The organism is Pelomicrobium sp. P1, assembly GCF_052805615.1.
The window spans coordinates 50,782-74,053 of the sequence record NZ_JBRBEM010000007.1; the positions used below are offsets into that span (position 1 = coordinate 50,782).

The window sequence follows — 23,272 nt, forward strand, 5'->3', positions numbered from 1 at the left end:
GAAGCCGTCTCCCCCTTCCCGTATAATGCGCCAAAAAACGGGATGGGCGCTGCGCTCGTCCCGTTTCTTTGTATCCTCCACGCCGTGCCCTGGGAATTGCCAGTGTCCGACCGTCCGCCCGCCTTGCTCGTGCTCGCCGACGGGACCGTATTCCGGGGGCTCTCCATCGGCGCGGAAGGGGCGGCGAGCGGGGAGGTGGTGTTCAACACCGCCATGACCGGCTACCAGGAGATCCTGACCGATCCTTCCTATTGCCGGCAGATCGTGACCCTCACCTATCCCCACATCGGCAACACCGGAGTCAACCCGGAGGACGTGGAATCGGACCGGGTGTACGCGAGCGGCCTGGTGGTTCGGGACGTGCCGGTCGCCTACAGCAATTTCCGGGCGACCCAGAGCTTGCCCGATTACCTGCGGGATCAGAACGTGGTGGCGATCGCCGGCATCGACACCCGCAAGCTCACCCGGATCCTGCGGGAGAAGGGGGCCCAGAACGGTTGCCTGATGGCGGGCCGCGTGGACGAGAAAGAAGCCCTGCGGCTTGCACGGGAGTTCCCGGGCCTGGCCGGCATGGACCTCGCCCAGGTGGTGAGCTGCCAGAGCGCCTATTCCTGGGACGAGGGGGAGTGGTTCCTGGGCGCCGGCTACGCCAAGGCGCCCGAGGCCAGGTTCCACGTGGTGGCCTACGACTACGGGATGAAGCGCAACATCCTGCGCAAGCTCGCGGCCCGGGGATGCCGCCTGACCGTGATCCCGGCTCGCACCCCCGCGGCGGAGGCGCTTGCCCTCCGGCCCGACGGGGTGTTCCTCTCCAACGGTCCCGGCGATCCGGAACCTTGCACCTACGCCATCGAGGCGATCCGCCGGCTCCTGGACACGGGCATCCCCATGTTCGGGATCTGCCTGGGGCATCAGCTCCTGGGGCTTGCCGCCGGCGCGAAGACCGTGAAAATGAAGTTCGGCCACCACGGCGCGAACCACCCGGTGCAGGACCTGGAGACCGGGCGGGTGATGATTTCCAGCCAGAATCATGGGTTCGCGGTGGATGCCGCGACCCTGCCGGAGCATTGCAAGGTGACCCACGTGTCCTTGTTCGATGGCAGCCTCCAGGGGTTCGCCTTTTCCGACCGGCCGGCCTTCTGCTTCCAGGGGCACCCGGAGGCGAGCCCCGGCCCCCACGACGTGGATTACCTCTTCGACCGCTTCGTGTCCCTCATGGCGCTCAGGAAAAGCGGCAAGCGGGAGATCGCCGCCGCCCCCGCCGGGGCGCGGGCCTGCCGGTAGGCCATGCCCAAGCGCACCGACATCCAGTCGATCCTCGTCATCGGCGCCGGTCCCATCGTCATCGGCCAGGCGTGCGAGTTCGATTATTCCGGCGCCCAGGCCTGCAAGGCCTTGAAGGAGGAGGGTTACCGGATCGTGCTGGTCAACTCCAACCCGGCCACCATCATGACCGACCCGGAGCTGGCCCACGCCACCTACATCGAACCCATCCACTGGCAGGCCATCGAGAAGATCATCGCCCTCGAGCGCCCCGACGCCCTGCTGCCCACCATGGGGGGCCAGACCGCCTTGAACTGCGCCCTGGACCTGGCCCGGGAAGGGGTACTGGAAAAGTACGGGGTGGAGATGATCGGCGCCAGTCGTGAGGCCATCGACAAGGCGGAGGACCGGGAGAAGTTCAAGCTGGCCATGAACCGCATCGGGCTCGCCTCGCCCCGTTCGGCCCTGGCCCACAGCATGGAAGAGGCGCTGCAGGTCCAGGCCATGGTGGGCTTCCCCGCCATCATCCGTCCCTCCTTCACCCTGGGCGGCACGGGGGGAGGGATCGCTTACAACCGGGAAGAGTTCGTCGCCATTTGCGAGCGGGGCTTCGACGCCAGTCCTACCCGCGAGGTGCTGGTCGAGGAGTCGGTGATCGGCTGGAAGGAGTTCGAGATGGAGGTGGTGCGGGACCGCAAGGACAACTGCATCATCGTCTGCTCCATCGAGAACCTGGATCCCATGGGGGTGCATACCGGCGATTCCATCACCGTGGCCCCGGCTCAGACCTTGACCGACAAGGAATACCAGATCATGCGCGACGCCTCCATCGCGGTGCTGCGGGAGATCGGGGTGGACACCGGGGGCTCCAACGTGCAGTTCGCCATCAACCCGCTTGATGGCCGCATGGTGGTGATCGAGATGAATCCCCGGGTGTCGCGCTCCTCGGCCTTGGCGTCCAAGGCCACCGGCTTTCCCATTGCCAAGGTGGCGGCCAAGCTCGCCGTGGGCTACACCCTGGACGAGCTGCGCAACGAGATCACCGGCGGCGCCACGCCCGCCTCCTTCGAGCCCTCGATCGACTACGTGGTCACCAAGATCCCCCGCTTCGCCTTCGAAAAGTTTCCCCAGGCGAACGACCGGCTCACCACCCAGATGAAGTCGGTGGGGGAAGTCATGGCCATCGGCCGCACCTTCCAGGAGTCCCTGCAGAAGGCCTTGCGGGGCCTGGAGACCGGCGCAGATGGCCTGGACGAGAAGAGCGCCGATCTCGCCGTGATCGAGGCGGAGCTGGCCAATCCGGGCGCAGAGCGCATTTTCTACGTGGCCGACGCCTTCCGTTGCGGGCTTTCCCTGGAAAAGGTCCACGAGCTCTCCCGGATCGACCCCTGGTTCCTCGCCCAGGTCCAGGACCTGGTGAGGCAGGAGCAGGCCCTCGCCGGCAAGGGGCTCGAGGACCTGGACCGCCCGGCGCTCGCGCGGCTCAAGCGCAGCGGATTCTCCGACCGACGCCTCGCCGCCCTGCTGGGCACGACCCAGGAGGCGGTGAGAAAACGGCGCTACGCCCTTGAGCTGCACCCGGTCTACAAGCGGGTGGACACCTGCGCCGCCGAGTTCGCGACCCGGACCGCCTACATGTACTCCACCTACGAAGAGGAGTGCGAAGCCGAGCCCACCGGGCGCAAGAAGGTGATGGTGCTCGGCGGCGGGCCCAACCGCATCGGCCAGGGCATCGAGTTCGACTACTGCTGCGTGCACGCGGCCCTGGCGCTGCGGGAAGACGGATTCGAGACCATCATGGTCAACTGCAACCCGGAGACGGTGTCCACCGACTACGACACCTCCGACCGGCTGTACTTCGAGCCCCTCACCCTGGAGGACGTGCTAGAGATCGTGCGGGTGGAGAAGCCCTTCGGGGTGATCGTGCAGTACGGAGGGCAGACGCCCTTGAAGCTCGCCCGGGACCTGGAGCGCAACGGCGTGCCCATCATCGGCACCAGCCCGGACATGATCGACTGCGCCGAGGACCGGGAGCGGTTCCAGGCCCTGCTGCACCGCCTGGGGTTGCGGCAGCCGCCCAACCGCACCGCCCGCACTCCGGAGGAGGCCCTCCGGCTGGCCCAGGAAATCGGCTATCCCCTGGTGGTGCGCCCGAGCTACGTGCTGGGGGGGCGGGCCATGGAGATCGTGCACGACGAGCGGGAGCTTGCCCGCTACGTGCGGGAGGCGGTCAAGGTGTCCAACGACTCCCCGGTGCTGCTGGACCGGTTCCTGAACGACGCCATCGAGGTGGACGTGGACGCGGTGAGCGACGGGGAGCGGGTGCTGGTAGGCGGCATCATGGAGCACATTGAGCAGGCGGGGGTGCACTCGGGCGATTCCGCTTGCTCCCTGCCCCCTTATAGCCTCTCCCTGGCGCTCCAGGGAGAGCTCAAGCGCCAGACCGTAGCCCTGGCCAAGGGGCTCGACGTGGTGGGGCTCATGAACGTCCAGTACGCGATCCAGGACGGGATCGTCTACGTGCTGGAGGTCAATCCCCGCGCTTCCCGCACGGTGCCCTTCGTCTCCAAGGCTACCGGGCTGCCGCTCGCCAAGATCGCTGCCCGATGCATGGTGGGCAAGACCCTCGCCCGCCAGGGGGTGGTGGAGGAGGTTACGCCCCACTATTTCTCGGTCAAGGAGGCGGTCTTCCCCTTCATCAAGTTCCCGGGGGTAGACACCATCCTGGGCCCGGAGATGAAGTCCACCGGCGAGGTGATGGGGGTAGGGGAGACCTTCGCCGAAGCGTTCGTGAAATCCCAGGTGGCGGCGGGGGGGAAGCTCCCCCGCGCCGGCAACGTGCTGCTTTCGGTGCGCGCGGCCGACAAGCCCCGGGTGATCGAGATCGCCCGGGCCCTCGCCTCCCTGGGCTTCGGCCTCATGGCCACCAAAGGGACGGCGGCGGCGCTCGAGGCCGCGGGCCTGTCGGTCACGCCCGTCAACAAGCTGGGCGAAGGACGGCCCAACATTGTGGATTACATCAAGAACGGCGAGATCAATCTCATCATCAACACTACCGACGACAGCCGCGCGGCGATCCAGGATTCCTATTACCTGCGGCGTGAAGCGCTGCAGCACCGCATCACCTACTACACCACCGTGGCCGGGGCCCGGGCGGCTTGCTTGGGGATGCAGCACATGCGCGAGTCCAAGGTCTACGATCTCCAGGGACTGCACCGGGCGCTGAGGGCGACGCGCTCGGCGGCCTGACCCGCCGGCTTTTCCCCTGGCTTGGCGGGTCCGGCCGCATCTCGTTATCCTAAAAATTCCATGGAGGGAGTGTTCGCAGGCATGAACAAGATTCCGTTAACGGTGACCGGCGCCGAGAAGCTGCGCGCCGAGCTCCACGACCTGAAAACGGTGCAGCGGCCGGCGATCATCCAGGCGATCGCCGAAGCCCGCTCCCATGGCGACTTGTCGGAGAATGCCGAGTACCACGCCGCCAAGGAGCGGCAGAGCTTCATCGAGGGGCGCATCAACGAGCTGGAGGCGAAGCTCTCCAACGCCCAAATCATCAACCCGGCCCTGCTGGACGCCGACGGCCGCTGCGTGTTCGGCGCCACCGTGGACCTGGAGGACATGGCGAACGGGGAGGTGGTGACTTACCAGATCGTGGGGGACGACGAGGCGGACATCAAGGAAGGCAAGATCTCCATCAGCTCCCCCATCGCCCGGGCCCTCATCGGCAAGCGTCCGGGAGACGTGGCGGAAGTCCTGGCTCCCGGGGGAATCCGGGAATACGAGATCCTGGACGTGCGCTACGTCTGAGGCGTTTTCCCCTTGCCCGGGAGCCTTCCGCTCCGGGAAGGCGCGCGGCGGGCCCGCGGCACCCGTCGAGGGTTTTTCCCCGGGGCGGCGGGCGGCGCTTGCGGCTTGGGCCGGTAGAGCACCAGCATCCTGCCGATCTGCTGGACCAGGCTGGCGCCCAAGGCGGCGCCCAGGGCCGCAGCCGAGGTGGCCCGCTCCCGCCGGTCCCCCGCGGCGAGGCGCACCTTGATGAGCCCGTGGCTCGCGAGCTGCCGGTCGATTTCCGCCACCACAGCCGCCGAGAGCCCGGCCTCGCCCGTGAGCACCACCGGCTTGAGCTTATGGGCCCGGGCCTTGAGCGAGCGCCGCTCGGCGGGGGTAAGCTCTGGCATGACGCTTTCTTTTCTTTCGCCGAAGGTGCGCGATCTTAGCCCATGGCCCGCTCCAAGACCAGCAAGGCGTGGATGCAGAAGCACGTGTCCGACCCCTATGTCCGGCGGGCCCGGGCCGAAGGCTACCGTTCGCGGGCGGCTTACAAGCTCCTGGAACTCAACCGGCGGGACCGCCTGCTAAGGCCCGGGCTCACGGTGGTGGACCTGGGGGCGGCCCCCGGGGGCTGGAGCCAGGTGGCGGCCGCCCGGGTGGGGGCCGCGGGCCGGGTGCTGGCCGTGGATCTTTTGGAGATGGTCCCGATCCGGGGCGTGGAGTTCATTCTCGGGGATTTCCGCGCCCCGGCGACCCTGGATCGGCTCGCTGGCGCCCTGGGCGGCCGCCCGGCGGACCTTGTGCTCTCGGACATGGCCCCCAACATAAGCGGTATGGCCGAAGTGGATCAGGCCCGCAGCCTGGAGCTGGCCCAGGCGGCGGTAGAATTCTGCGAGGGCCATCTGAAACCGGGCGGCACCCTCTTAGTCAAAGTGTTTCAGGGGGCTGGGTTCGAGGAATTCGCGGCGGGGTTGCGGCGGCGGTTCTCGAAGGTGGCCGTTCGCAAACCCGGCGCGTCCCGCAACCGCTCGGCGGAAGTGTACCTGCTGGCGAGGGGTTTCGGCGGGCTCTTGCGAACCACGGAAGGGGGCATTTAGGGTTAAAATAGCGCTTGGGGCCCGGAGATGGGCCCTTAAGCATCTTTTTCAGGAGCAGCTTTGAACAATCTCGTCAAGAACATCGCCATCTGGCTGGTCATTGCCCTGGTGCTGATGACCGTGTTCAACCAGTTCAGCACCCGCCAGCAGCCCCAGGCCCAGATGAACTACTCCCAGTTCATCGAGGAGGTGAAGGCGGGGCACATCGCCAAGGTGACCATCGAGGGGCGCACCCTCAAGGGGGTGAAGACCGACGGCAAGCGCTTCGTCACCTATTCCCCCTCCGACCCGTGGATGGTGAGCGATCTGCTCAAAAACGGCGTGATCATCGAGGCCAAGCCCGAGGAGGAGCCGTCGCTGCTCATGAATATCTTCGTCTCCTGGTTTCCCATGCTGCTCCTCATCGGCGTGTGGATTTTCTTCATGCGCCAGATGCAGGGCGGCGGCCGGGGCGGGGCTTTCTCCTTCGGCAAGAGCCGGGCGCGGATGCTGGATGAATCCCAGAACACCGTCACCTTTGCCGATGTCGCGGGCTGCGAGGAGGCGAAGGAGGAGGTGGCGGAGCTGGTGGAGTTCCTGCGCGACCCGGGCAAGTTCCAGAAGCTGGGCGGGCGCATTCCCCGCGGGGTGCTCATGGTGGGCAACCCGGGCACCGGCAAGACCCTGCTCGCCAAGGCGATCGCCGGCGAGGCCAAGGTGCCCTTCTTCAGCATCTCGGGCTCCGACTTCGTTGAGATGTTCGTCGGCGTGGGCGCCGCCCGGGTGCGCGACATGTTCGAGCAGGCGAAGAAGCACGCTCCCTGTATCGTGTTCATCGACGAGATCGACGCGGTGGGGCGCCAGCGGGGTGCCGGCTTGGGCGGCGGCAATGACGAGCGGGAACAGACCCTGAACCAGTTACTGGTGGAGATGGACGGTTTCGAGTCCACTTCCGGCGTGATCGTGATCGCGGCCACCAACCGGCCCGACGTGCTGGACCCGGCCCTGCTCAGGCCCGGTCGCTTCGACCGGCAGGTGGTAGTACCCCTGCCCGACATCCGCGGGCGCGAGCAGATCCTGATGGTGCACATGCGCAAGGTGCCGGTGGCGCCGGACGTGCGCCCCGACGTGATCGCCCGGGGCACGCCGGGCTTTTCGGGCGCGGACCTCGCCAACCTGGTGAACGAGGCGGCCCTCTTTGCGGCGCGGGCCAACAAGCGGCTCGTGGACATGGAGGATTTCGAGCGGGCCAAGGACAAGATCATGATGGGTGCCGAGCGGCGCTCCATGGTCATGCCCGAGCACGAGCGCAGAAACACCGCCTACCACGAGGCCGGCCACGCGGTGGTGGCCAAGCTCCTGCCCAAGACCGACCCGGTGCACAAGGTGACCATCATCCCGCGGGGGCGGGCGCTGGGGGTGACCATGCAATTGCCGGAAGAGGACCGCTACAGCTACGACCGGGAGTACATCCTCAACAAGATCGCCGTGCTCTTCGGCGGCCGCATCGCCGAGGAAATCTTCATGAACCAGATGACCACGGGGGCGTCCGACGACTTCCGCAAGGCTACCGACATGGCTCGGCGCATGGTCACCGAGTGGGGCATGAGCGAGGTGATGGGTCCCATGGTGTATGGCGAGAACGAGGGTGAGGTGTTTCTCGGCCGCTCCATCACGACTCACAAGAACGTGTCCGAGGCCACCATGCAGAAGGTGGACCAGGAAATCCGGCGCATCATCGACCAGCAGTACGCTTTGGCGCGGCGGCTGATCGAGGAGAACCGGGACAAGGTGGAGCTGATGGCTAAGGCGCTCCTCGAGTGGGAAACCATCGACGCCGACCAGATCAACGACATCATGGAAGGCCGCCCGCCGCGGCCGCCCAAGCCGGCCGTGGCCCCGGCGCCCGCGGCCCCCGCGTCCCACGATAACAAGCCCAGCGCTTCTCCCACCACCCGGCCGGCCCAGGAGACCTGAGCGCCGGGAAGCGACGGCTGCCAAGGAGGGAAGGTGGCATGAACTCGAGCCTCCAGCCCGGTTCCTCCTTCCTCCCGCCGCTCTCCTCCCTATGAACCGGTCTTTGCGCTGCGGCGGGTTCACCCTGGACCTTTCGCGCCCCCTGGTCATGGGGGTGGTCAACGTCACCCCCGACTCTTTTTCCGACGGCGGTCGATACCTGTCGGCCCAGGCCGCCATCGATCACGCCCGCCGACTGGTGGAGGAGGGGGCCGATCTCCTGGACATCGGCGGGGAGTCTTCCCGGCCGGGAGCCGAACCGGTGCCGGTGGAAGAGGAGTTGCGGCGGGTGATGCCGGTGCTGGAGGCGGTGGTGGCCCTGGGGGTGCCGGTGTCGGTGGATACCATGAAGCCCCAGGTCATGCGCGCCGCGATCGGCGTCGGCGCGGCCATGGTGAACGACATCCTGGCGCTGCGGGCCCCGGGGGCGCTGGAGGCAGTGGCGGGAAGCGACGTGGCGGTGTGTCTCATGCACATGCAGGGCGAGCCGCGCACCATGCAGGTGAACCCTACCTACGGGGACGTGGTGCGGGAGGTGCGGGACTTCCTGGCCGAACGGGTGGCGGCCGCCGAGGCGGCGGGCATCGAACGCAGCCGCATCGTAGTGGATCCCGGCTTCGGCTTCGGCAAGGACCGCTCCCACAACCTGGCTCTATTCCGCAACCTGCCGGTGTTCGCCGCCCTGGGCGTCCCGGTGCTGGTGGGGCTGTCGCGCAAGTCGGTGCTGGGCAGGCTCACCGGCCGGGACGTGAACGAGCGCCTGGCCGCGAGCCTCGCCGCCGCGGTCCTGGCGGTGGAGCGGGGCGCCCACATCGTGCGGGTCCATGACGTGGCCGCCACCCGGGACGCCCTGGCGGTCCTGGCGGCCGTTGCCGGCGCTGCCTGAAAAAGTGGCATCCGCAGCCGCCTTTCCCTTACCTCCCCATCATTTCCCGCCCGGTCTTGAAGGGACGCCCCGGGCCCAGCCGGCATGAATTCCGGGCCAGGCCGGGATGGGGCGGACCGGCCCTTGCGCCTGACGGCGGCTCGCCGGGAAGTCAGGCGATTGTTCCCGGAAGGCGGGTAGAGTAGATTGATGCCGTTCGTCAGTCACGGGCGGCGCGGCGTATGAAAAGAAAGTATTTCGGAACGGACGGAATACGGGGACGGGTCGGGGAGGCGCCCATCACCCCCGATTTCGTGATGCGGCTGGGCTACGCGGCGGGAAGAACGCTTCTCGCCCGCTCTTCCCTCCCCAAGGGGGAGCGGCCGGCGGTGCTGATCGGCAAGGACACCCGCATTTCCGGCTACATGCTGGAGGCTGCCCTGGAGGCGGGCTTCTCGGCCGCGGGAGTGGACGTGATGCTCTCCGGCCCCATGCCCACGCCGGCGGTGGCCTACCTCACCCGGGCCTTGCGCTTGCAGGCTGGGGTGGTGATCAGCGCCTCCCACAATCCCTACGATGACAACGGCATCAAGTTCTTTTCCGCCGACGGCTTCAAGCTCGCCGACGAGACCGAAGAAGCGATCGAGGCCGCCCTGGAGGAGCCCCTGGACACCATGCCTTCGGCGGGCCTGGGAAAGGCGCGGCGGGTGAACGACGCGGCCGGGCGCTACATCGAGTTTTGCAAAAGCACCTTCCCCTCCCGGCTCGACTTGCGGGGGATGCGGCTGGTGGTGGATTGCGCCCACGGCGCCACCTACCACGTCGCCCCCCACGTGTTCCATGAGTTGGGGGCCGACGTGGTGGCCATCGGCGCCGATCCGGACGGCCTGAACATCAACCAGGAGGCCGGTGCCTTGTACCCCCAGGCCCTCCAGCGGGCGATCCGCGACCAGGGGGCGGACCTGGGGATCGCGTTCGACGGAGACGGGGATCGGGTGGTGATGGCGGACGCGGAAGGGCGACTCTACGACGGGGATCAGCTCCTCTACGTGATCGCCCTGTTGCGCCGGGCGCTGGGGACCCTGGACGGGGGCGTGGCGGGCACCCTCATGACCAACTACGCCCTGGAGCGGGCCTTTGCCGAGCGCGGCGTTCCCTTCAAGCGGGCGAAGGTGGGGGACCGCTACGTGCTGGAGCTCTTGCTGCGGGAAGGGTGGGAGCTGGGGGGCGAGAATTCCGGCCACATCATCTGCCTGGACAAGCACACCACCGGCGACGGCATCGTCTCCGCCCTGCAGGTGCTGCACGCGATTCGCGGGCGGGGACAAAGCTTGGCCGAGCTGACCCGGGAGCTCCTCCTCTATCCCCAGGTCTTGGTCAACGTGCGAGTGGAGCGGGGGTTCGATTTCCGCCGCGACCCCCGGGTCCAGTCGGCGGTGGCGGAAACCGAGCGGCTGCTGAACGGGGACGGCCGGGTGCTGCTGCGGGCCTCCGGCACCGAACCCGTCATCCGGGTCATGGTGGAGGGCCGCTCCCGGGAGCAGGTGGCCCGGCTCGCCCAGAACCTGGCCGACGCGGTGCGGGAAGCGGCGGGCTGAAGCCCCCCCATCATAAAAATTAAATTTAAATTCAATAGCTTATATACACACCCGGGCGCTGGACGCTACGGCCTTCCGTTTGTCACGAAACTGTAACCGGGCAGGCGTAGGATTCGGTTTGCACGTTTACGTAACCAGACGAGGAGAACGATTCATGCATATAGCGACAGGGTACAAATGGCTCGGTGCGGCGGCGTTTCTGGCCGGCTCCTTCGGCGCGATGCCCTTCGCCCATGCCGACATCGTGAAGGTCGACGGCTCCAGCACGGTCTACCCCATCACGGAGGCGGTGGCCGAAGAGTTTCAAAAGTCCACCAAGGGCAAGTACAAGGTGACCGTCGGCATCTCCGGCACCGGCGGCGGCTTCAAGAAGTTCTGCCGCGGGGAGACCGACATCTCGAACGCCTCCCGTCCCATCCTTAAGAGTGAGATGGAGCAGTGCCAGAAGAGCGGCATTCGGTACATCGAACTACCGGTTGCCTTCGACGCCCTCACAGTGATCATCAACCCGAAGAACACCTGGGCCGAAGAGCTGACCGTAGGGGAGCTGAGGAAGATGTATCACCCGGATTCCCAGGGCAAGGTAACCAGCTGGAAGCAGGTTCGCGAGAGCTTTCCCGACGCGCCCCTCAAACTGGCCGGCGCCGGGGCGGACTCGGGCACCTTCGATTACTTCACCGAGGCGGTCAACGGAAAGGCGAAGGCCAGTCGGGGCGATTACCTGGCAACGGAAGATGACAATGTGACGGTGCAGTTCGTCAGCCGCGATGTGAACGCCATCGGTTACCTGGGGCTTGCCTACTACGTGGAGAACAAGGACAAGTTGAAGGCGGTCAAGATCAAAATGGACGAAAAGAGCCCGGCGGTCGCTCCCTCCATCGAGACGGTCAACAAGGGCACTTACCAGCCCCTCTCCCGTCCGATCTTCATCTACGTGAGCGAGAAGTCGCTGGCGAAGCCCGAGGTCCGGCAATTCGTCGAGTTCTACCTGACCCACGCCGGCAAGCTCGCCAAGGAGGTGGGCTACGTGGATCTTCCCAAGGCGGCCTACGAGCTGGCCATGCAAAACTTCAAGAACAGGAAGCTGGGGACCGCGTTCGGCGGCGAAGCCGAAGTGGGGGTGGCGGTGGAAGATCTCCTCAAGCGCGAAGCCAAGCTGTAACTGCCAGTGACAAAAAGCCGGGGGAGCATCCCCCGGCTTTTTACTACCCCGCGCCGTCTGCCATAATAACGACTTCGCTTGTCATCCCCCATGAGCACCGTGGTCCCCGCGACGTCAGAACAGACGGCTGCTGCCCTGGCGAACAATCGCCTGATGCACCGGCGCTTCCGGAACATCAAGGAGCGACTTATCGAATCCGCGCTCTTCCTGGCGGCGTTCTCGGCTGTTGTGACCACCATTGCCATCGTAGTCATCCTGGTCTACGAATCGATCGGCTTCTTCGAGCAGGTTTCCATCGTTGAATTCCTGACTGATACCCAATGGACGCCGCTTTTCACCGAGAAACACTTCGGGATCCTCCCCCTGCTCTCGGGGACGCTGGTGGTGGCGGGCGTGGCGCTGGCGGTGGCGGTTCCCCTCGGGATCGTGATCGCGCTTTACTTGAGCGAGTTCGCGCCGCATTCGGTGCGGGAGGTGGTAAAGCCTTTTCTCGAGATGCTCGAGGGCGTGCCGACCGTGGTGTATGGTTATTTCGCCTTGCTGTTCGTGACGCCGCTGCTGCAGAAGTTCATCCCCGACCTGCAGGGGTTCAACATGCTCGGCCCCGGCATCGTGATCGGGATCATGATCATCCCTTACGTCTCGTCGGTGTCCGAGGACGCCATGCGGGCCGTGCCCATGGCCATGCGCGAGGGCAGCTTCGCCATGGGGGCGACGCGACTGCAAACGGCCCTGCGCGTCGTGCTGCCGGCGGCCGCCTCCGGAGTAGTTGCCGCATTCGTGCTCGGCATATCGCGGGCGGTCGGGGAGACCATGGTAGTCGCCATCGCCGCCGGGCAGCAGCCCAACTTCACCTGGAATCCGATGGAGCCGGCGGCGACGCTGACCGCCTACATCGTGCAGGTTAGCCTTGGCGATCTCCCCCACGGTTCTCTTGAATACCAGACCATCTTCGCCGCCGGGCTGACGCTGATCGTGCTGACACTCGGGTTCAACGTGCTTGGACACCTTTTGCGCCAACGTTTCCGCGAGGCCTACTGATGGCGCATCCGCACCCGCGAGACCTGGAAGCCATCCGCCGGATGATCGGCCGCCGCAAGCTGGGAGATCATCTGTTTGTGCTGCTCGGAATCCTGGCGACCATGGTGGGCGTGCTGACCCTGTTGGCGCTGTTCATCGATTTGCTGATCGACGGGGTGCCAAGGATTTCCTGGGATTTTCTTACCAGCTTTCCGTCGCGCCGGGCCGGGCAGGCCGGCATCCTTTCGGCATGGGTCGGCACCTCCCTGGTGATGCTGGTCACTTTGTTCGCCGCGGTCCCTCTCGGCGTCGCAGCAGGAATCTATCTAGAGGAATACGCGCCCAAGAACTGGATCACGGCCCTGATCGAGATCAACGTGACCAACCTGGCCGGAGTCCCGTCCATCGTCTACGGCTTGCTCGCGCTGGGGCTCTTCGTTTACGCGCTGGGATTCGGGCAGAGTATCCTGTCTGCCGGACTGACCCTCGCCCTGCTGATTCTTCCCGTGGTCATCGTGGCCACCCGCGAAGCGATCCGCTCCGTCCCGCAAGCCATCCGGGAGGCGGCCTACGCAGTGGGCGCCACCAAGTGGCAGGTGGTGTCGGACCATGTCCTGCCGTATTCGTCGGCGGGGATTCTCACCGGCGTGATCATCGGGCTCGCCCGGGCGATCGGGGAGACCGCGCCGGTCATCACCATCGGTGCGCTCACCTTCATCGCCTTCCTGCCCCCATCGCCCATCTCTAGCGAGCCGCCGTTCATCAATTTCGAGTGGCTGTTTTCCCCATTCACCGTCCTTCCGATCCAGATGTTCAACTGGGTGACGAGACCGGAATCCGCGTTCCTGGTGAACGCGGCGGCCGCCGGCGTCGTGCTCATCGTCATGACCTTGCTCATGAACGCCCTGGCGATCTATCTGCGCTACCGGATCCGCCAGAAGATCAAGTGGTAAGCAGGAGGAACGCCCCGATGACGGTCATGACTCCGCCCCCCGCCGGCACCCCGATCAAGGCCGAGGTGCGGAATTTCAACTTCTACTACGGCACCTATCACGCCCTCAAGAACATCAACATGCCGATCGCCGAGTACCAGATCACAGCGCTGATCGGCCCATCCGGCTGCGGCAAGTCCACTTTCCTGCGGTCGTTCAACCGCATGCACGACCTCTACCCCGGAAACCGGTACGAAGGCGAGATCCACCTGCACCCGGACAACGTGAACATCCTGAGCCCCAAGGTGGACCCCATCGAGGTGCGGATGCGCATCAGCATGGTGTTCCAGAAGCCCAATCCCTTTCCCAAGTCGATCTACGAAAACGTCGCTTACGGCCTGAGGGTGAGGGGCGTACGGCAGAAGGCGGTGCTGGACGAGAAGGTGGAAGAGGCGCTGCGCAGTGCGGCCCTGTGGGAGGAGGTGAAGGACCGCCTGGACGATCTGGCCTTCAACCTCTCCGGCGGCCAGCAGCAGCGCCTGTGCATCGCTCGGGCCCTGGCCACGAACCCGGAGCTGCTTTTGTTCGACGAGCCCACCTCCGCCCTGGACCCCATCGCCACCGCCAGCATCGAAGAGCTGACCGCCGAGCTTAAAAGAAAGGTCACGATCCTCATCGTCACCCACAACATGCAGCAGGCGGCCCGCATTTCCGACTATACCGCCTACATGTACCTGGGCGAGCTGATCGAGTTCGGCCCGACCGACGAGCTGTTCATCAAGCCCAAGAACAAGCAGACCGAGGACTACATCACGGGCCGGTTCGGCTGAACCGGTCGCCCACGCTCCGCAGCGGGAGGTCACTCCCCTACGGCATCCCGGCGGCGCCGCCGAGGCATGCGCCGACCTGTCCCGATCTCGGGAGAAGAACTTTGGGGACCGCGGACGGCGACCTCCCGGCTTTTCGGTTGACCCTATATAGCTGAGCGGGTAACATTTCTTAGTTTTAAGGGATCGGGTCCGAATGCGCCGAAAGCTCGTTGCAGGCAACTGGAAAATGCACGGAAGCCTGGCCGAGAACCGGTCGCTGCTGACGGCCGTCGTGCCTGCGACCCGAGGGCTCAACCGGGTCGACGTGGCCGTCTGTGTTCCGTTCCCCTACCTCCAGCAGGCCCAAGAGCTGCTGTCTGGGACCCACATATTGTGGGGGGCGCAGGATGCCAGCCGGCACGCGAAGGGGGCTTTCACCGGCGAGGTTTCGGCCCGGATGATCGCCGAGTTTGGTGCCCGCTACGTGATCGTCGGTCACTCGGAGCGCCGCACCTACCACGGCGAATCGGACGCCCTGGTGGCGGCCAAGGGCGAGGCGGTGCTGAAAGCTGGGTTGACCCCCATCGTCTGCCTGGGGGAGAGGCTGGAGGAGCGGGAGCGAGGTGAGACCGAAGCGGTGGTGGCCCGCCAGCTCGAGGCGGTGATGGACAGCTTGGGCGTCGCGGCCTTGAGCGGTTGCGTCCTGGCCTACGAGCCCGTGTGGGCGATCGGCACCGGCAGGACGGCGACACCCGAGCAGGCCCAGGAGGTCCACGCCTACCTGCGTCGCCGAGTGGCGGAGCGTGACGGCGCGGTGGCCGCCGGCCTCATCATCTTGTACGGCGGCAGCGTGAAGGGCTCGAACGCCCGGGCCTTGTTCTCCATGCCGGACATCGACGGAGGGTTGATCGGCGGCGCGTCCCTGGTGAGCGAGGAATTCGTTGCCATCTGCCGGGCTGCCCAGGCGTAGAGAGGTAAAGCGTGAAAATCTTGATCCTGGTCATTCACGTGCTCGCCGCGGCGGGTATCATCGGGCTGGTTTTGCTCCAGCACGGCAAGGGCGCGGACATGGGCGCGGCGTTCGGTAGCGGTGCTTCGGGCAGCCTCTTCGGCGCCACCGGTTCGGCCAATTTTTTGAGCCGCAGCACCGCGCTCCTGGCGGTGGTTTTCTTTCTGACCAGCATGGGGCTTGCCTATCTCAGCGGTCAGAAGGCCGAACGCCAGGGCGTGATGGCCGACCAGCCGATGCAGAGCAAGCCGGTGGCGCCGCCGTCCGAGGTGCCGGCGCCGGGCACGGAGGCGTCCAAGGCGAAGGAGATACCGAAATAGGGGTCGCCGGTGGCGAGCAACAGTGCCGGTTGCCGGGATTCCTGGCCCGGGCGGGTCCCCATCCAGCCTACGAATAACAATGTCGCCGACGTGGTGAAATTGGTAGACACGCCGTCTTGAGGGGGCGGTGGCGAAAGCCGTGTGAGTTCGAGTCTCACCGTCGGCACCACAGGTTTCTCCCCGGCGTTCCTCGGAACTTCCCGGGTGCGGGCGCGGCTCTAAATTGATGCTGTGGTGCTCTGCGGCCTTGCCGCCGGACGGTAGGGCGCGCCGGGCCCGTGCGGCGGCGAGAAGCGGAAGCGGATGCTCGAAAACTATTTTCCGATCTTGATGTTCATCCTGGTGGGGCTCGCGGTGGGCGTGCTGCCCATCGCCCTAGGCTGGTTCGCCAGCACGGCCCTCGGCGTCAACCGCCCGGACAGCGAGAAGCTCTCTCCCTACGAGTGCGGCTTCGAGGCCTTCGAGGACGCCCGGATGAAGTTCGACGTGCGCTACTACCTGGTGGCGATCCTGTTCATCCTGTTCGACCTGGAGATCGCCTTCCTTTTCCCCTGGGCGGTGGTGCTGAAGGAGATCGGGATGTTTGGCTTCGTCGCCATGCTGTTGTTCCTGGGAATCCTCGTCGTGGGGTTCGTTTACGAGTGGATGAAGGGCGCGCTGGAATGGGAGTAGGCGGTGCGGTGACGAGCGGAAAGGCCCGGAGTCGCGGGCAGACGGCGGGCCGCTTCCCACTGGCGATCCGGAGGTAAGAGGCCATGGGCGCTGAGAACCTGCTGGAGAAGGGCTTCATCACGACGACGGCGGACAAGCTGATCAACTGGACCCGCACCGGGAGCCTGTGGCCCATGACCTTCGGGCTCGCTTGCTGCGCGGTCGAGATGATGCACGCCGGCGCCTCCCGCTACGACCTGGACCGGTTCGGGGTCGTGTTCCGACCCAGCCCGCGCCAGTCGGACGTGATGATCGTGGCCGGCACCCTGTGCAACAAGATGGCCCCGGCCTTGCGCAAGGTCTACGACCAGATGGCGGAGCCGCGCTGGGTGATTTCCATGGGGTCCTGTGCCAACGGCGGCGGCTATTACCACTATTCCTATTCGGTGGTGCGCGGCTGCGACCGCATCGTGCCGGTGGACATCTACGTTCCCGGCTGCCCGCCCACCGCCGAAGCGCTGCTCTACGGCGTGATCCAGTTGCAGAACAAGATCAAGCGCACCAACACCATCGCCCGCTGAGCCTATGACCTCCCGGCTCGACACGCTTGCCCAGGCCCTGCGGGATGTCCTCGGGGCGAGGCTCAAGTCCCTGAAAAGAGCGCTGGGAGAGTTCACTCTCACCGTCGTCGCGACGGACTTGCTGGAAGCGATGCGCACGCTGCGCGACGATCCGCGGTTGCGTTTCGAGCAGCTGATCGACCTGTGCGGCGTCGATTACCGGGACTACAAGAACGGCCTGTGGGAGGGCCAGCGTTTCGCCGTCGTCTATCATCTCCTCTCCCTGACCTACAACTGGCGGCTGCGGGTGCGCGCCTTCGCCGAGAGCGACGAATTCCCGGTGCTCGATTCGGTAGTGGAGCTGTGGCCCGCAGCCAACTGGTACGAGCGCGAGGCCTTCGACCTGTACGGCATCGTTTTCACCGGCCACCCGGACCTGCGCCGCATCCTGACCGACTACGGCTTCATCGGCCATCCGTTCCGCAAGGACTTCCCCCTGTCCGGCTACGTGGAGATGCGCTACGACCCCGACCTGCAGCGGGTGATCTATCAGCCCGTCACCATCGAGCCGCGGGAGATCGTGCCGCGCATCGTCCGCGAAGAGACCTACGCGGACATCGGCGGGAACCAGGAAGCGCCCCGGGCACCGGGTGCCCAGTGAGGATAACGGCGGCCCATGGCTGAGATTCGCAATTACACGCTGAATTCAGCCGTGCTTTCGGGGAAGGATTACTGAGCATGGCCGAAATCAGGAACTACACGCTCAATTTTGGTCCCCAGCACCCGGCCGCCCACGGGGTGCTGCGCCTAGTCCTGGAGCTGGACGGGGAGGTGATCCAGCGGGCCGACCCCCACATCGGCCTCCTGCATCGGGCCACGGAGAAGCTCGCCGAGCACAAGACCTATATCCAGTCGGTGCCCTACATGGACCGCCTGGATTACGTCTCCATGATGGCCAACGAGCATGCCTACGTGCTGGCCATCGAGAAGCTCCTGGGGATCGAAGTGCCGATCCGGGCCCAGTACATCCGGGTCATGTTCGACGAGATCACGCGCATCCTGAACCACCTGCTGTGGCTCGGGGCCCACGGCCTGGACATCGGCGCCATGACCGTGTTCCTCTACTGCTTCCGCGAGCGCGAGGATTTGATGGACTGCTACGAGGCGGTGTCCGGGGCCCGGATGCACGCGGCCTATTACCGCCCGGGCGGCGTCTACCGGGACCTGCCCGACCGCATGCCCCAGTACCAGCCGTCCAGCATCCGCAGCGAAGCGGAGGTGAGAAAGCTCAACGAGAACCGGCAGGGGTCGCTGCTCGACTTCATCGAGGACTTTACCGAGCGCTTCCCCAAGTGCGTGGACGAATACGAGACGCTGCTCACCGACAATCGCATCTGGAAGCAGCGCACCGTGGGCATCGGGGTGGTATCCCCGGAGCGGGCGCTGGCCCTGGGCTTCACCGGCCCCATGCTGCGCGGCTCGGGTGTCGCCTGGGATCTGCGCAAGAAACAGCCCTACGAGGTGTACGACCGGCTGGAGTTCGACATCCCGGTCGGGGCGAACGGCGACTGCTACGACCGCTACCTGGTGCGCATCGAGGAGATGCGTCAATCGAACCGCATCATCAGGCAGTGCGTCGACTGGCTGCGCAAGAACCCCGGGCCGGTGATGATCGATAACTACAAGGTGGCGCCGCCTTCGCGGGTCAAGATGAAGGAGAACATGGAGGAGTTGATCCATCACTTCAAGCTCTTCACCGAGGGCGTGCACGTGCCCGAAGGCGAGGCGTATGCCGCGGTGGAGGCGCCGAAAGGGGAGTTCGGCATCTACCTGATCTCCGACGGCGCCAACAAGCCGTACCGCATGAAGATCCGCGCCCCGGGCTTTCCGCACCTGGCGGCGATGGACGAGATGGCCAGGGGTCACATGCTCGCCGACGTAGTGGCGATCATCGGCACCATGGACATCGTGTTCGGCGAGATCGACCGGTGAGGGCCAGATGAACGCTCCCATGGTGCTTTCCCCAGCGGCCCTGGCGAAGATCGACCGGGCGCTGGCCAAGTACCCCCCCGACCAGAGACGCTCGGCAGTGATGGCGGCGCTCACCGTCGCCCAGGAGGAAAAGGGCTGGCTCTCCAAAGAAACCATGGAATTCGTCGCCCAGTACCTGGGCATGCCGCCTGTCGCGGTCTTCGAGGTGGCCAGCTTCTACACCATGTACAACCTGGAGCCGGTGGGGCGCCACAAGATCACTCTCTGCACCAACCTGCCGTGCGCCCTGCAGGGCGCCCTGGAGGCCGCCGAGCGCTTGAAGAAAAAGCTCGGCATCGACTTCAACCAAACCACCCCGGACGGGCAGTTCACGCTCAAGGAAGGCGAATGCTTCGGCGCCTGTGGCGATGCGCCGGTGTGCCTGCACAACGACAAGCGCATGATGTCGTTCATGACCCCGGACAAGCTGGATGCCTGGATCGAGGAGCTGCGCAGTAAATGAACGCGCCCCTGCCTCCGTTCCCGCCAGACGTCTACGGCCCCGACGCCGTCATCCTCAAGGGCCTGAACGGCTTGAACTGGCGCCTCAGGGACTACGAGAGCCGCGACGGCTACAAGGCCTTGAGGAAGATCCTGGCCGAGAAGATCCCGCCGGAGGCGGTGATCAACGAGGTGAAGAAGTCCGCCCTGCGCGGTCGGGGCGGCGCGGGCTTTCCCACGGGCCTCAAGTGGAGCTTCATGCCCAAGGGCTACCAGGGCCAGAAGTACCTGGTGTGCAACTCCGACGAGGGGGAGCCCGGGACCTTCAAGGACCGGGACATCCTGCGCTACAACCCCCACATCGTGATCGAGGGCATGGCCATCGCCGCCTACGCCATGGGCATCAGCACGGGCTACAACTACATCCACGGCGAGATCTGGGAGATCTACGAGCGCTTCGAGGAGGCGCTGGAGGAGGCCTATCAGGCGGGCTACCTGGGGAGGAACATCCTGGGCTCGGACTTCAGCTTCGATCTGTACGCCCACCACGGCTGGGGCGCCTATATCTGCGGCGAAGAGACCGCCCTGCTGGAATCCCTGGAGGGCAAGAAGGGCCTGCCCCGGTTCAAGCCGCCGTTCCCGGCCACCTACGGCCTGTACGGCAAGCCCACCACCATCAACAACACGGAGACCTTCGCCGCCGTGCCCTGGATCGTCCTCCACGGCGGCGACGCCTTCGTGGCGCTGGGGCGGCCCAACAACGGGGGCACCAAGATCTTCTCGGTGTCGGGCCACGTGAATCGCCCCGGCAACTACGAGGTGCGGCTCGGCACGCCGTTCGCCAAGCTCCTGGAGATGGCCGGTGGGGTGCGCGGCGGGCGCAAGCTCAAGGCGGTGATCCCGGGCGGCTCCTCCATGCCGGTGCTGCCGGGCGAGGTGATGCTCGCCACCGACATGGACTACGATTCCATCGCCAAGGCGGGCTCCATGCTCGGCTCCGGCGCGGTGATCGTCATGGACGAGACTACCTGCATGGTGCGGGCCCTGCGCCGTCTGTCCTACTTCTACTTCGAGGAGTCCTGCGGCCAGTGCACGCCTTGCCGCGAGGGCACCGGCTGGCTTTACCGGGTGGTGGACCGTATCGAGACCGGCCGCGGCAAGCCCGAGGACCTGGACCTGCTGCTCTCGGTGGCGGACAACATCCTGGGGCGCACCATCTGCGCCCTCGGGGACGCGGCGGCGCTGCCGGTCAAGAGCTTCGTGACCCATTTCCGCAGCGAGTTCGAGCACCACATCGAGCACAAGCGATGCTTGGTGCAGTCGTCGATTTGAGGGGGTGCGCCGGGTGGATCGACCGAACGTGATGATCGCGCTGGAAATCGACGGCAAGCCGGTGGAGGTGCCCGCTGGCAGCACCGTGATGGAGGCGGCCAACCAGCTCGGAATCTACATCCCTTACTTCTGCTACCACAAGAAGCTGTCGATCGCCGCCAACTGCCGCATGTGCCTGGTGGAGGTGGAGAAGGCGCCCAAGCCTTTGCCCGCGTGCGCCACGCCTGTCGCCTCCGGCATGAAGGTGTACACCCGTTCGACCGTGGCGCGCAAAGCCCAAGCGGGAGTCATGGAGTTCCTGCTCATCAACCACCCCCTCGATTGCCCCATCTGCGACCAGGGCGGTGAATGCCAGCTCCAGGACCTGGCGATGGGCTACGGCATGTCCGCGTCCCGGTACGAAGAGCCCAAGCGGGTGGTGACCAACAAGAATCTGGGCCCCCTGATCGCCACCGACATGACCCGCTGCATCCACTGCACCCGCTGCGTGCGCTTCGGGCAGGAGATTGCCGGGATCATGGAGCTCGGCATGGCCCACCGGGGCGAGCACGCGGAGATCCTCACCTTCATGGGCAAGACGGTGGACTCCGAGCTCTCCGGCAACGTGATCGACCTCTGTCCTGTCGGGGCCCTCACCAGCAAGCCCTTCCGCTACACGGCGCGCCCCTGGGAGCTAGCCCGGCGCCGTTCCGTGAGTCCCCACGACGGGCTCGGCGCCAACCTGGTGGTGCAGGTGAAGGGTGACCGGGTGATGCGGGTGCTGCCGCGGGAGAACGAGGAAGTGAACGAGTGCTGGCTGGCCGACCGGGACCGGTTCTCCTACGAGGCGTTGCACGGCGAGGAGCGTCTCACCGAACCCATGGTCAAGCGCGGCGAGGACTGGGTCCCGGCAAGCTGGCAGGAGGCGCTGGAGCTCACGGCGCAGGCCTTCGACCGGATCCGCCGAGAGCACGGGCCGGAGGCCCTCGGGGCGCTCCTTTCCCCCCACAGCACCCTGGAGGAGCTCTACCTGGCGCAGAAGCTCGCCCGCGGGTTGGGCTCCGGCAACGTGGACCACCGGCTGCGCCAGTCGGACTTCAGCCTGGATCCCCACCTCAAGGGCGCCCCCTGGCTGGGCCGTCCGGTGGCGTCCCTGGACCGGCTGAAGGCGGTGCTGGTGGTGGGCAGCACGCTGCGCAAGGATCATCCGCTCCTTGCCCACCGGTTGCGCCAGGCGGTGAAGCGGGGTGGCGAGTTGAGCCTGGTGAATCCCGTGGGCGACGACCTGTTGACCCGGGTTGCCCAGGAGATGATCGTGGCGCCCCAGACCATGGCCCAGGCTCTGGGGCAGATCCTCAAGGCCCTAGCCCAGGGGAAAGGCGGGAGGCTTCCCGCCGAGGTGGAGCAGGCCATCGCGCCCCTGGAAATCTCTGCGCAGGCGCGGGCCATCGCCGAAAGCCTGGCCCGCAGCGACGCTTCCGCCGTGCTGCTGGGCAACCTGGCCCAGCACCATCCGCGTTACGGCACACTGCACCTCCTCGCCCAGTGGATCGCCGAGCTCTCTGGCGCGAGCTTCGGCGTGCTGGGGGAAGCGGCCAATAGTGTGGGCGCCTACCTGGCGGGGGCGATTCCCCATCGCGGCGCTCTGGGCGCCGCCGCCTCCCCGGGAATGAACGCCCGGGACATGCTCCTCGCGCCGCGCCGTGCCTACCTGGTGCTCAACTTGGAGCCGGCGCTGGACGCCTACGACGCTCGCCAGGCGGACCTCGCTCTAGCGAGCGCAGAGTTTACGGTGGCCCTTACGAGCTTCCGCAGCCCGGCTCTAGAGCGAGCCCATGTATGGCTGCCGATCATACCGTTCACCGAAACCCCGGGCACCTTCGTCAACACGGAGGGGCGCATCCAGTCGTTCCACGCCGTGGTACGCCCCCAGGGAGACGCCCGCCCGGCGTGGAAGGTGTTGCGCGTGCTGGGGAGCCTGCTAGGGCTGCCGGGCTTCGATTACGAAACCATCGAGGAGGTGCGCGCCGAGGCGCTCCCGCCGGATGGGGACGTGTCGGCCTACCTGGACAACGGGGCCGAGGGCCTTCCCCTGGGAGACCTGGACGGCCCGGCCGAGGTCCTGTATCGGATCGGGGAAGTGAGGATCTACGACGCCGACCCGATCGTGCGCCGGGCGCGCAGCCTGCAGCGAACCCGCGACGCGGCGCCGCCGGTGGCGTCGATGAGCGGCGCGTTGATGCGGCGGCTCGGGCTCAAGGAAGGCGACCGGGCGAGGATCGTCCAAGCGGGGGGCAGTGCGGTGCTGGAAGTGGTGCGGGATGATCGCCTCCCGGACGCCTGCGTGCGGGTGCCGGCGGCCCATTCCCTCACCCGGGATCTGGGCGGCATGCTCGACCCGGTGAGCATGGAGCGCGTGCCGTCGTGAGACGCTAGG

At 66.2% G+C, this 23,272-nt stretch carries 21 protein-coding genes and 1 tRNA gene; 21 read left to right on the top strand and 1 reads right to left on the bottom strand.

Going from position 1 to position 23,272, the window contains the following annotated elements:
* Positions 1-102 precede the first annotated feature (102 nt).
* From carA to greA, 3 genes are all read left to right on the top strand, one after another.
* Entirely contained in the window at positions 103-1,284 is a 1,182-nt protein-coding gene (gene carA / locus ACUVYZ_RS08465) for a glutamine-hydrolyzing carbamoyl-phosphate synthase small subunit (RefSeq protein ID WP_439934176.1), read from the top strand.
* 3 nt (positions 1,285-1,287) lie between these two features.
* A complete protein-coding gene (carB, locus tag ACUVYZ_RS08470) occupies positions 1,288-4,512 on the top strand; it encodes a carbamoyl-phosphate synthase large subunit (protein ID WP_439934177.1) in 3,225 nt (1,074 codons plus the stop codon).
* Between the two features lie 81 nt (positions 4,513-4,593).
* A complete protein-coding gene (gene greA, locus ACUVYZ_RS08475) occupies positions 4,594-5,070 on the top strand; it encodes a transcription elongation factor GreA (RefSeq protein ID WP_439934178.1) in 477 nt (158 codons plus the stop codon).
* On the opposite strand, the gene ACUVYZ_RS08480 is transcribed toward greA, so the two are convergent.
* Positions 5,061-5,441 carry a YhbY family RNA-binding protein gene (locus ACUVYZ_RS08480; protein ID WP_439934179.1) on the bottom strand — a complete coding sequence of 127 codons (381 nt, stop codon included), beginning with the start codon at positions 5,439-5,441 and terminating at the stop codon, positions 5,061-5,063. The two genes, greA and ACUVYZ_RS08480, sit on opposite strands and share 10 nt — an antisense overlap.
* Positions 5,442-5,483: 42 nt before the next feature.
* Between ACUVYZ_RS08480 and ACUVYZ_RS08485 the strand changes: the two genes are divergently transcribed.
* The 18 genes from ACUVYZ_RS08485 to nuoG all read left to right on the top strand — a co-directional run bounded on the left by ACUVYZ_RS08485 (position 5,484) and on the right by nuoG (position 23,263).
* A complete protein-coding gene (locus ACUVYZ_RS08485; protein WP_439934180.1) occupies positions 5,484-6,131 on the top strand; it encodes an RlmE family RNA methyltransferase in 648 nt (215 codons plus the stop codon).
* Between the two features lie 60 nt (positions 6,132-6,191).
* A complete protein-coding gene (gene ftsH / locus ACUVYZ_RS08490; protein WP_439934181.1) occupies positions 6,192-8,087 on the top strand; it encodes an ATP-dependent zinc metalloprotease FtsH in 1,896 nt (631 codons plus the stop codon).
* 91 nt (positions 8,088-8,178) lie between these two features.
* Positions 8,179-9,012: a dihydropteroate synthase gene (gene folP / locus ACUVYZ_RS08495; protein WP_439934182.1), complete on the top strand. Its 834-nt coding sequence runs from the start codon at positions 8,179-8,181 to the stop codon at positions 9,010-9,012.
* 221 nt (positions 9,013-9,233) lie between these two features.
* On the top strand, positions 9,234-10,589 hold the full coding sequence (gene glmM / locus ACUVYZ_RS08500; RefSeq protein ID WP_439934183.1) for a phosphoglucosamine mutase: 1,356 nt from the start codon (positions 9,234-9,236) through the stop codon (positions 10,587-10,589).
* Positions 10,590-10,743: 154 nt separating this feature from the next.
* Positions 10,744-11,751, top strand: coding sequence for a PstS family phosphate ABC transporter substrate-binding protein (locus ACUVYZ_RS08505; protein WP_439934184.1), 1,008 nt, complete (start codon positions 10,744-10,746; stop codon positions 11,749-11,751).
* Positions 11,752-11,904: 153 nt separating this feature from the next.
* Entirely contained in the window at positions 11,905-12,792 is an 888-nt protein-coding gene (pstC, locus tag ACUVYZ_RS08510; protein WP_439934290.1) for a phosphate ABC transporter permease subunit PstC, read from the top strand.
* Entirely contained in the window at positions 12,792-13,724 is a 933-nt protein-coding gene (pstA, locus tag ACUVYZ_RS08515) for a phosphate ABC transporter permease PstA (protein WP_439934185.1), read from the top strand. Before pstC ends, pstA begins: the two co-directional genes overlap by 1 nt.
* A gap of 17 nt (positions 13,725-13,741) precedes the next feature.
* Positions 13,742-14,533, top strand: a complete 792-nt coding sequence (gene pstB, locus ACUVYZ_RS08520) for a phosphate ABC transporter ATP-binding protein PstB (protein WP_439934186.1) — start codon at positions 13,742-13,744, stop codon at positions 14,531-14,533.
* Between the two features lie 193 nt (positions 14,534-14,726).
* A complete protein-coding gene (tpiA, locus tag ACUVYZ_RS08525; protein ID WP_439934187.1) occupies positions 14,727-15,482 on the top strand; it encodes a triose-phosphate isomerase in 756 nt (251 codons plus the stop codon).
* 11 nt (positions 15,483-15,493) lie between these two features.
* Positions 15,494-15,841 (top strand): preprotein translocase subunit SecG, encoded by a 348-nt coding sequence (gene secG, locus ACUVYZ_RS08530; protein WP_439934188.1) that lies wholly within the window; start codon positions 15,494-15,496, stop codon positions 15,839-15,841.
* A gap of 84 nt (positions 15,842-15,925) precedes the next feature.
* A tRNA-Leu gene (locus ACUVYZ_RS08535) sits at positions 15,926-16,010 on the top strand.
* Between the two features lie 134 nt (positions 16,011-16,144).
* Positions 16,145-16,513 carry an NADH-quinone oxidoreductase subunit A gene (locus ACUVYZ_RS08540; RefSeq protein ID WP_439934189.1) on the top strand — a complete coding sequence of 123 codons (369 nt, stop codon included), beginning with the start codon at positions 16,145-16,147 and terminating at the stop codon, positions 16,511-16,513.
* A gap of 83 nt (positions 16,514-16,596) precedes the next feature.
* The gene (locus ACUVYZ_RS08545; RefSeq protein WP_439934190.1) at positions 16,597-17,073 is read left to right on the top strand and encodes a NuoB/complex I 20 kDa subunit family protein; all 477 of its coding nucleotides are present in this window, start codon (positions 16,597-16,599) and stop codon (positions 17,071-17,073) included.
* A gap of 4 nt (positions 17,074-17,077) precedes the next feature.
* Positions 17,078-17,713: an NADH-quinone oxidoreductase subunit C gene (locus ACUVYZ_RS08550; RefSeq protein WP_439934191.1), complete on the top strand. Its 636-nt coding sequence runs from the start codon at positions 17,078-17,080 to the stop codon at positions 17,711-17,713.
* Between the two features lie 77 nt (positions 17,714-17,790).
* Positions 17,791-19,044 carry an NADH-quinone oxidoreductase subunit D gene (locus tag ACUVYZ_RS08555; RefSeq protein WP_439934192.1) on the top strand — a complete coding sequence of 418 codons (1,254 nt, stop codon included), beginning with the start codon at positions 17,791-17,793 and terminating at the stop codon, positions 19,042-19,044.
* Between the two features lie 22 nt (positions 19,045-19,066).
* Positions 19,067-19,546, top strand: coding sequence for an NADH-quinone oxidoreductase subunit NuoE (gene nuoE / locus ACUVYZ_RS08560; RefSeq protein ID WP_439934291.1), 480 nt, complete (start codon positions 19,067-19,069; stop codon positions 19,544-19,546).
* On the top strand, positions 19,543-20,856 hold the full coding sequence (gene nuoF / locus ACUVYZ_RS08565) for an NADH-quinone oxidoreductase subunit NuoF (protein WP_439934193.1): 1,314 nt from the start codon (positions 19,543-19,545) through the stop codon (positions 20,854-20,856). Before nuoE ends, nuoF begins: the two co-directional genes overlap by 4 nt.
* A 31-nt stretch (positions 20,857-20,887) precedes the next feature.
* Positions 20,888-23,263 (top strand): NADH-quinone oxidoreductase subunit NuoG, encoded by a 2,376-nt coding sequence (gene nuoG, locus ACUVYZ_RS08570; protein ID WP_439934292.1) that lies wholly within the window; start codon positions 20,888-20,890, stop codon positions 23,261-23,263.
* Positions 23,264-23,272: the final 9 nt, after the last annotated feature.

Bases quoted from the DNA above. Each gene is read 5' to 3' on its own strand.
- carB (WP_439934177.1), top strand. From the start codon at position 1,288: ATGCCCAAGCGCACCGACATCCAGTCGATCCTCGTCATCGGCGCCGGT.
- greA (WP_439934178.1), top strand. From the start codon at position 4,594: ATGAACAAGATTCCGTTAACGGTGACCGGCGCCGAGAAGCTGCGCGCC.
- ACUVYZ_RS08480 (WP_439934179.1), bottom strand. From the start codon at position 5,441: ATGCCAGAGCTTACCCCCGCCGAGCGGCGCTCGCTCAAGGCCCGGGCC.
- ACUVYZ_RS08485 (WP_439934180.1), top strand. From the start codon at position 5,484: ATGGCCCGCTCCAAGACCAGCAAGGCGTGGATGCAGAAGCACGTGTCC.
- folP (WP_439934182.1), top strand. From the start codon at position 8,179: ATGAACCGGTCTTTGCGCTGCGGCGGGTTCACCCTGGACCTTTCGCGC.
- glmM (WP_439934183.1), top strand. From the start codon at position 9,234: ATGAAAAGAAAGTATTTCGGAACGGACGGAATACGGGGACGGGTCGGG.
- ACUVYZ_RS08505 (WP_439934184.1), top strand. From the start codon at position 10,744: ATGCATATAGCGACAGGGTACAAATGGCTCGGTGCGGCGGCGTTTCTG.
- pstC (WP_439934290.1), top strand. From the start codon at position 11,905: ATGCACCGGCGCTTCCGGAACATCAAGGAGCGACTTATCGAATCCGCG.
- pstA (WP_439934185.1), top strand. From the start codon at position 12,792: ATGGCGCATCCGCACCCGCGAGACCTGGAAGCCATCCGCCGGATGATC.
- pstB (WP_439934186.1), top strand. From the start codon at position 13,742: ATGACGGTCATGACTCCGCCCCCCGCCGGCACCCCGATCAAGGCCGAG.
- tpiA (WP_439934187.1), top strand. From the start codon at position 14,727: ATGCGCCGAAAGCTCGTTGCAGGCAACTGGAAAATGCACGGAAGCCTG.
- ACUVYZ_RS08540 (WP_439934189.1), top strand. From the start codon at position 16,145: ATGCTCGAAAACTATTTTCCGATCTTGATGTTCATCCTGGTGGGGCTC.
- ACUVYZ_RS08545 (WP_439934190.1), top strand. From the start codon at position 16,597: ATGGGCGCTGAGAACCTGCTGGAGAAGGGCTTCATCACGACGACGGCG.
- ACUVYZ_RS08550 (WP_439934191.1), top strand. From the start codon at position 17,078: ATGACCTCCCGGCTCGACACGCTTGCCCAGGCCCTGCGGGATGTCCTC.
- ACUVYZ_RS08555 (WP_439934192.1), top strand. From the start codon at position 17,791: ATGGCCGAAATCAGGAACTACACGCTCAATTTTGGTCCCCAGCACCCG.
- nuoF (WP_439934193.1), top strand. From the start codon at position 19,543: ATGAACGCGCCCCTGCCTCCGTTCCCGCCAGACGTCTACGGCCCCGAC.
- nuoG (WP_439934292.1), top strand. From the start codon at position 20,888: ATGATCGCGCTGGAAATCGACGGCAAGCCGGTGGAGGTGCCCGCTGGC.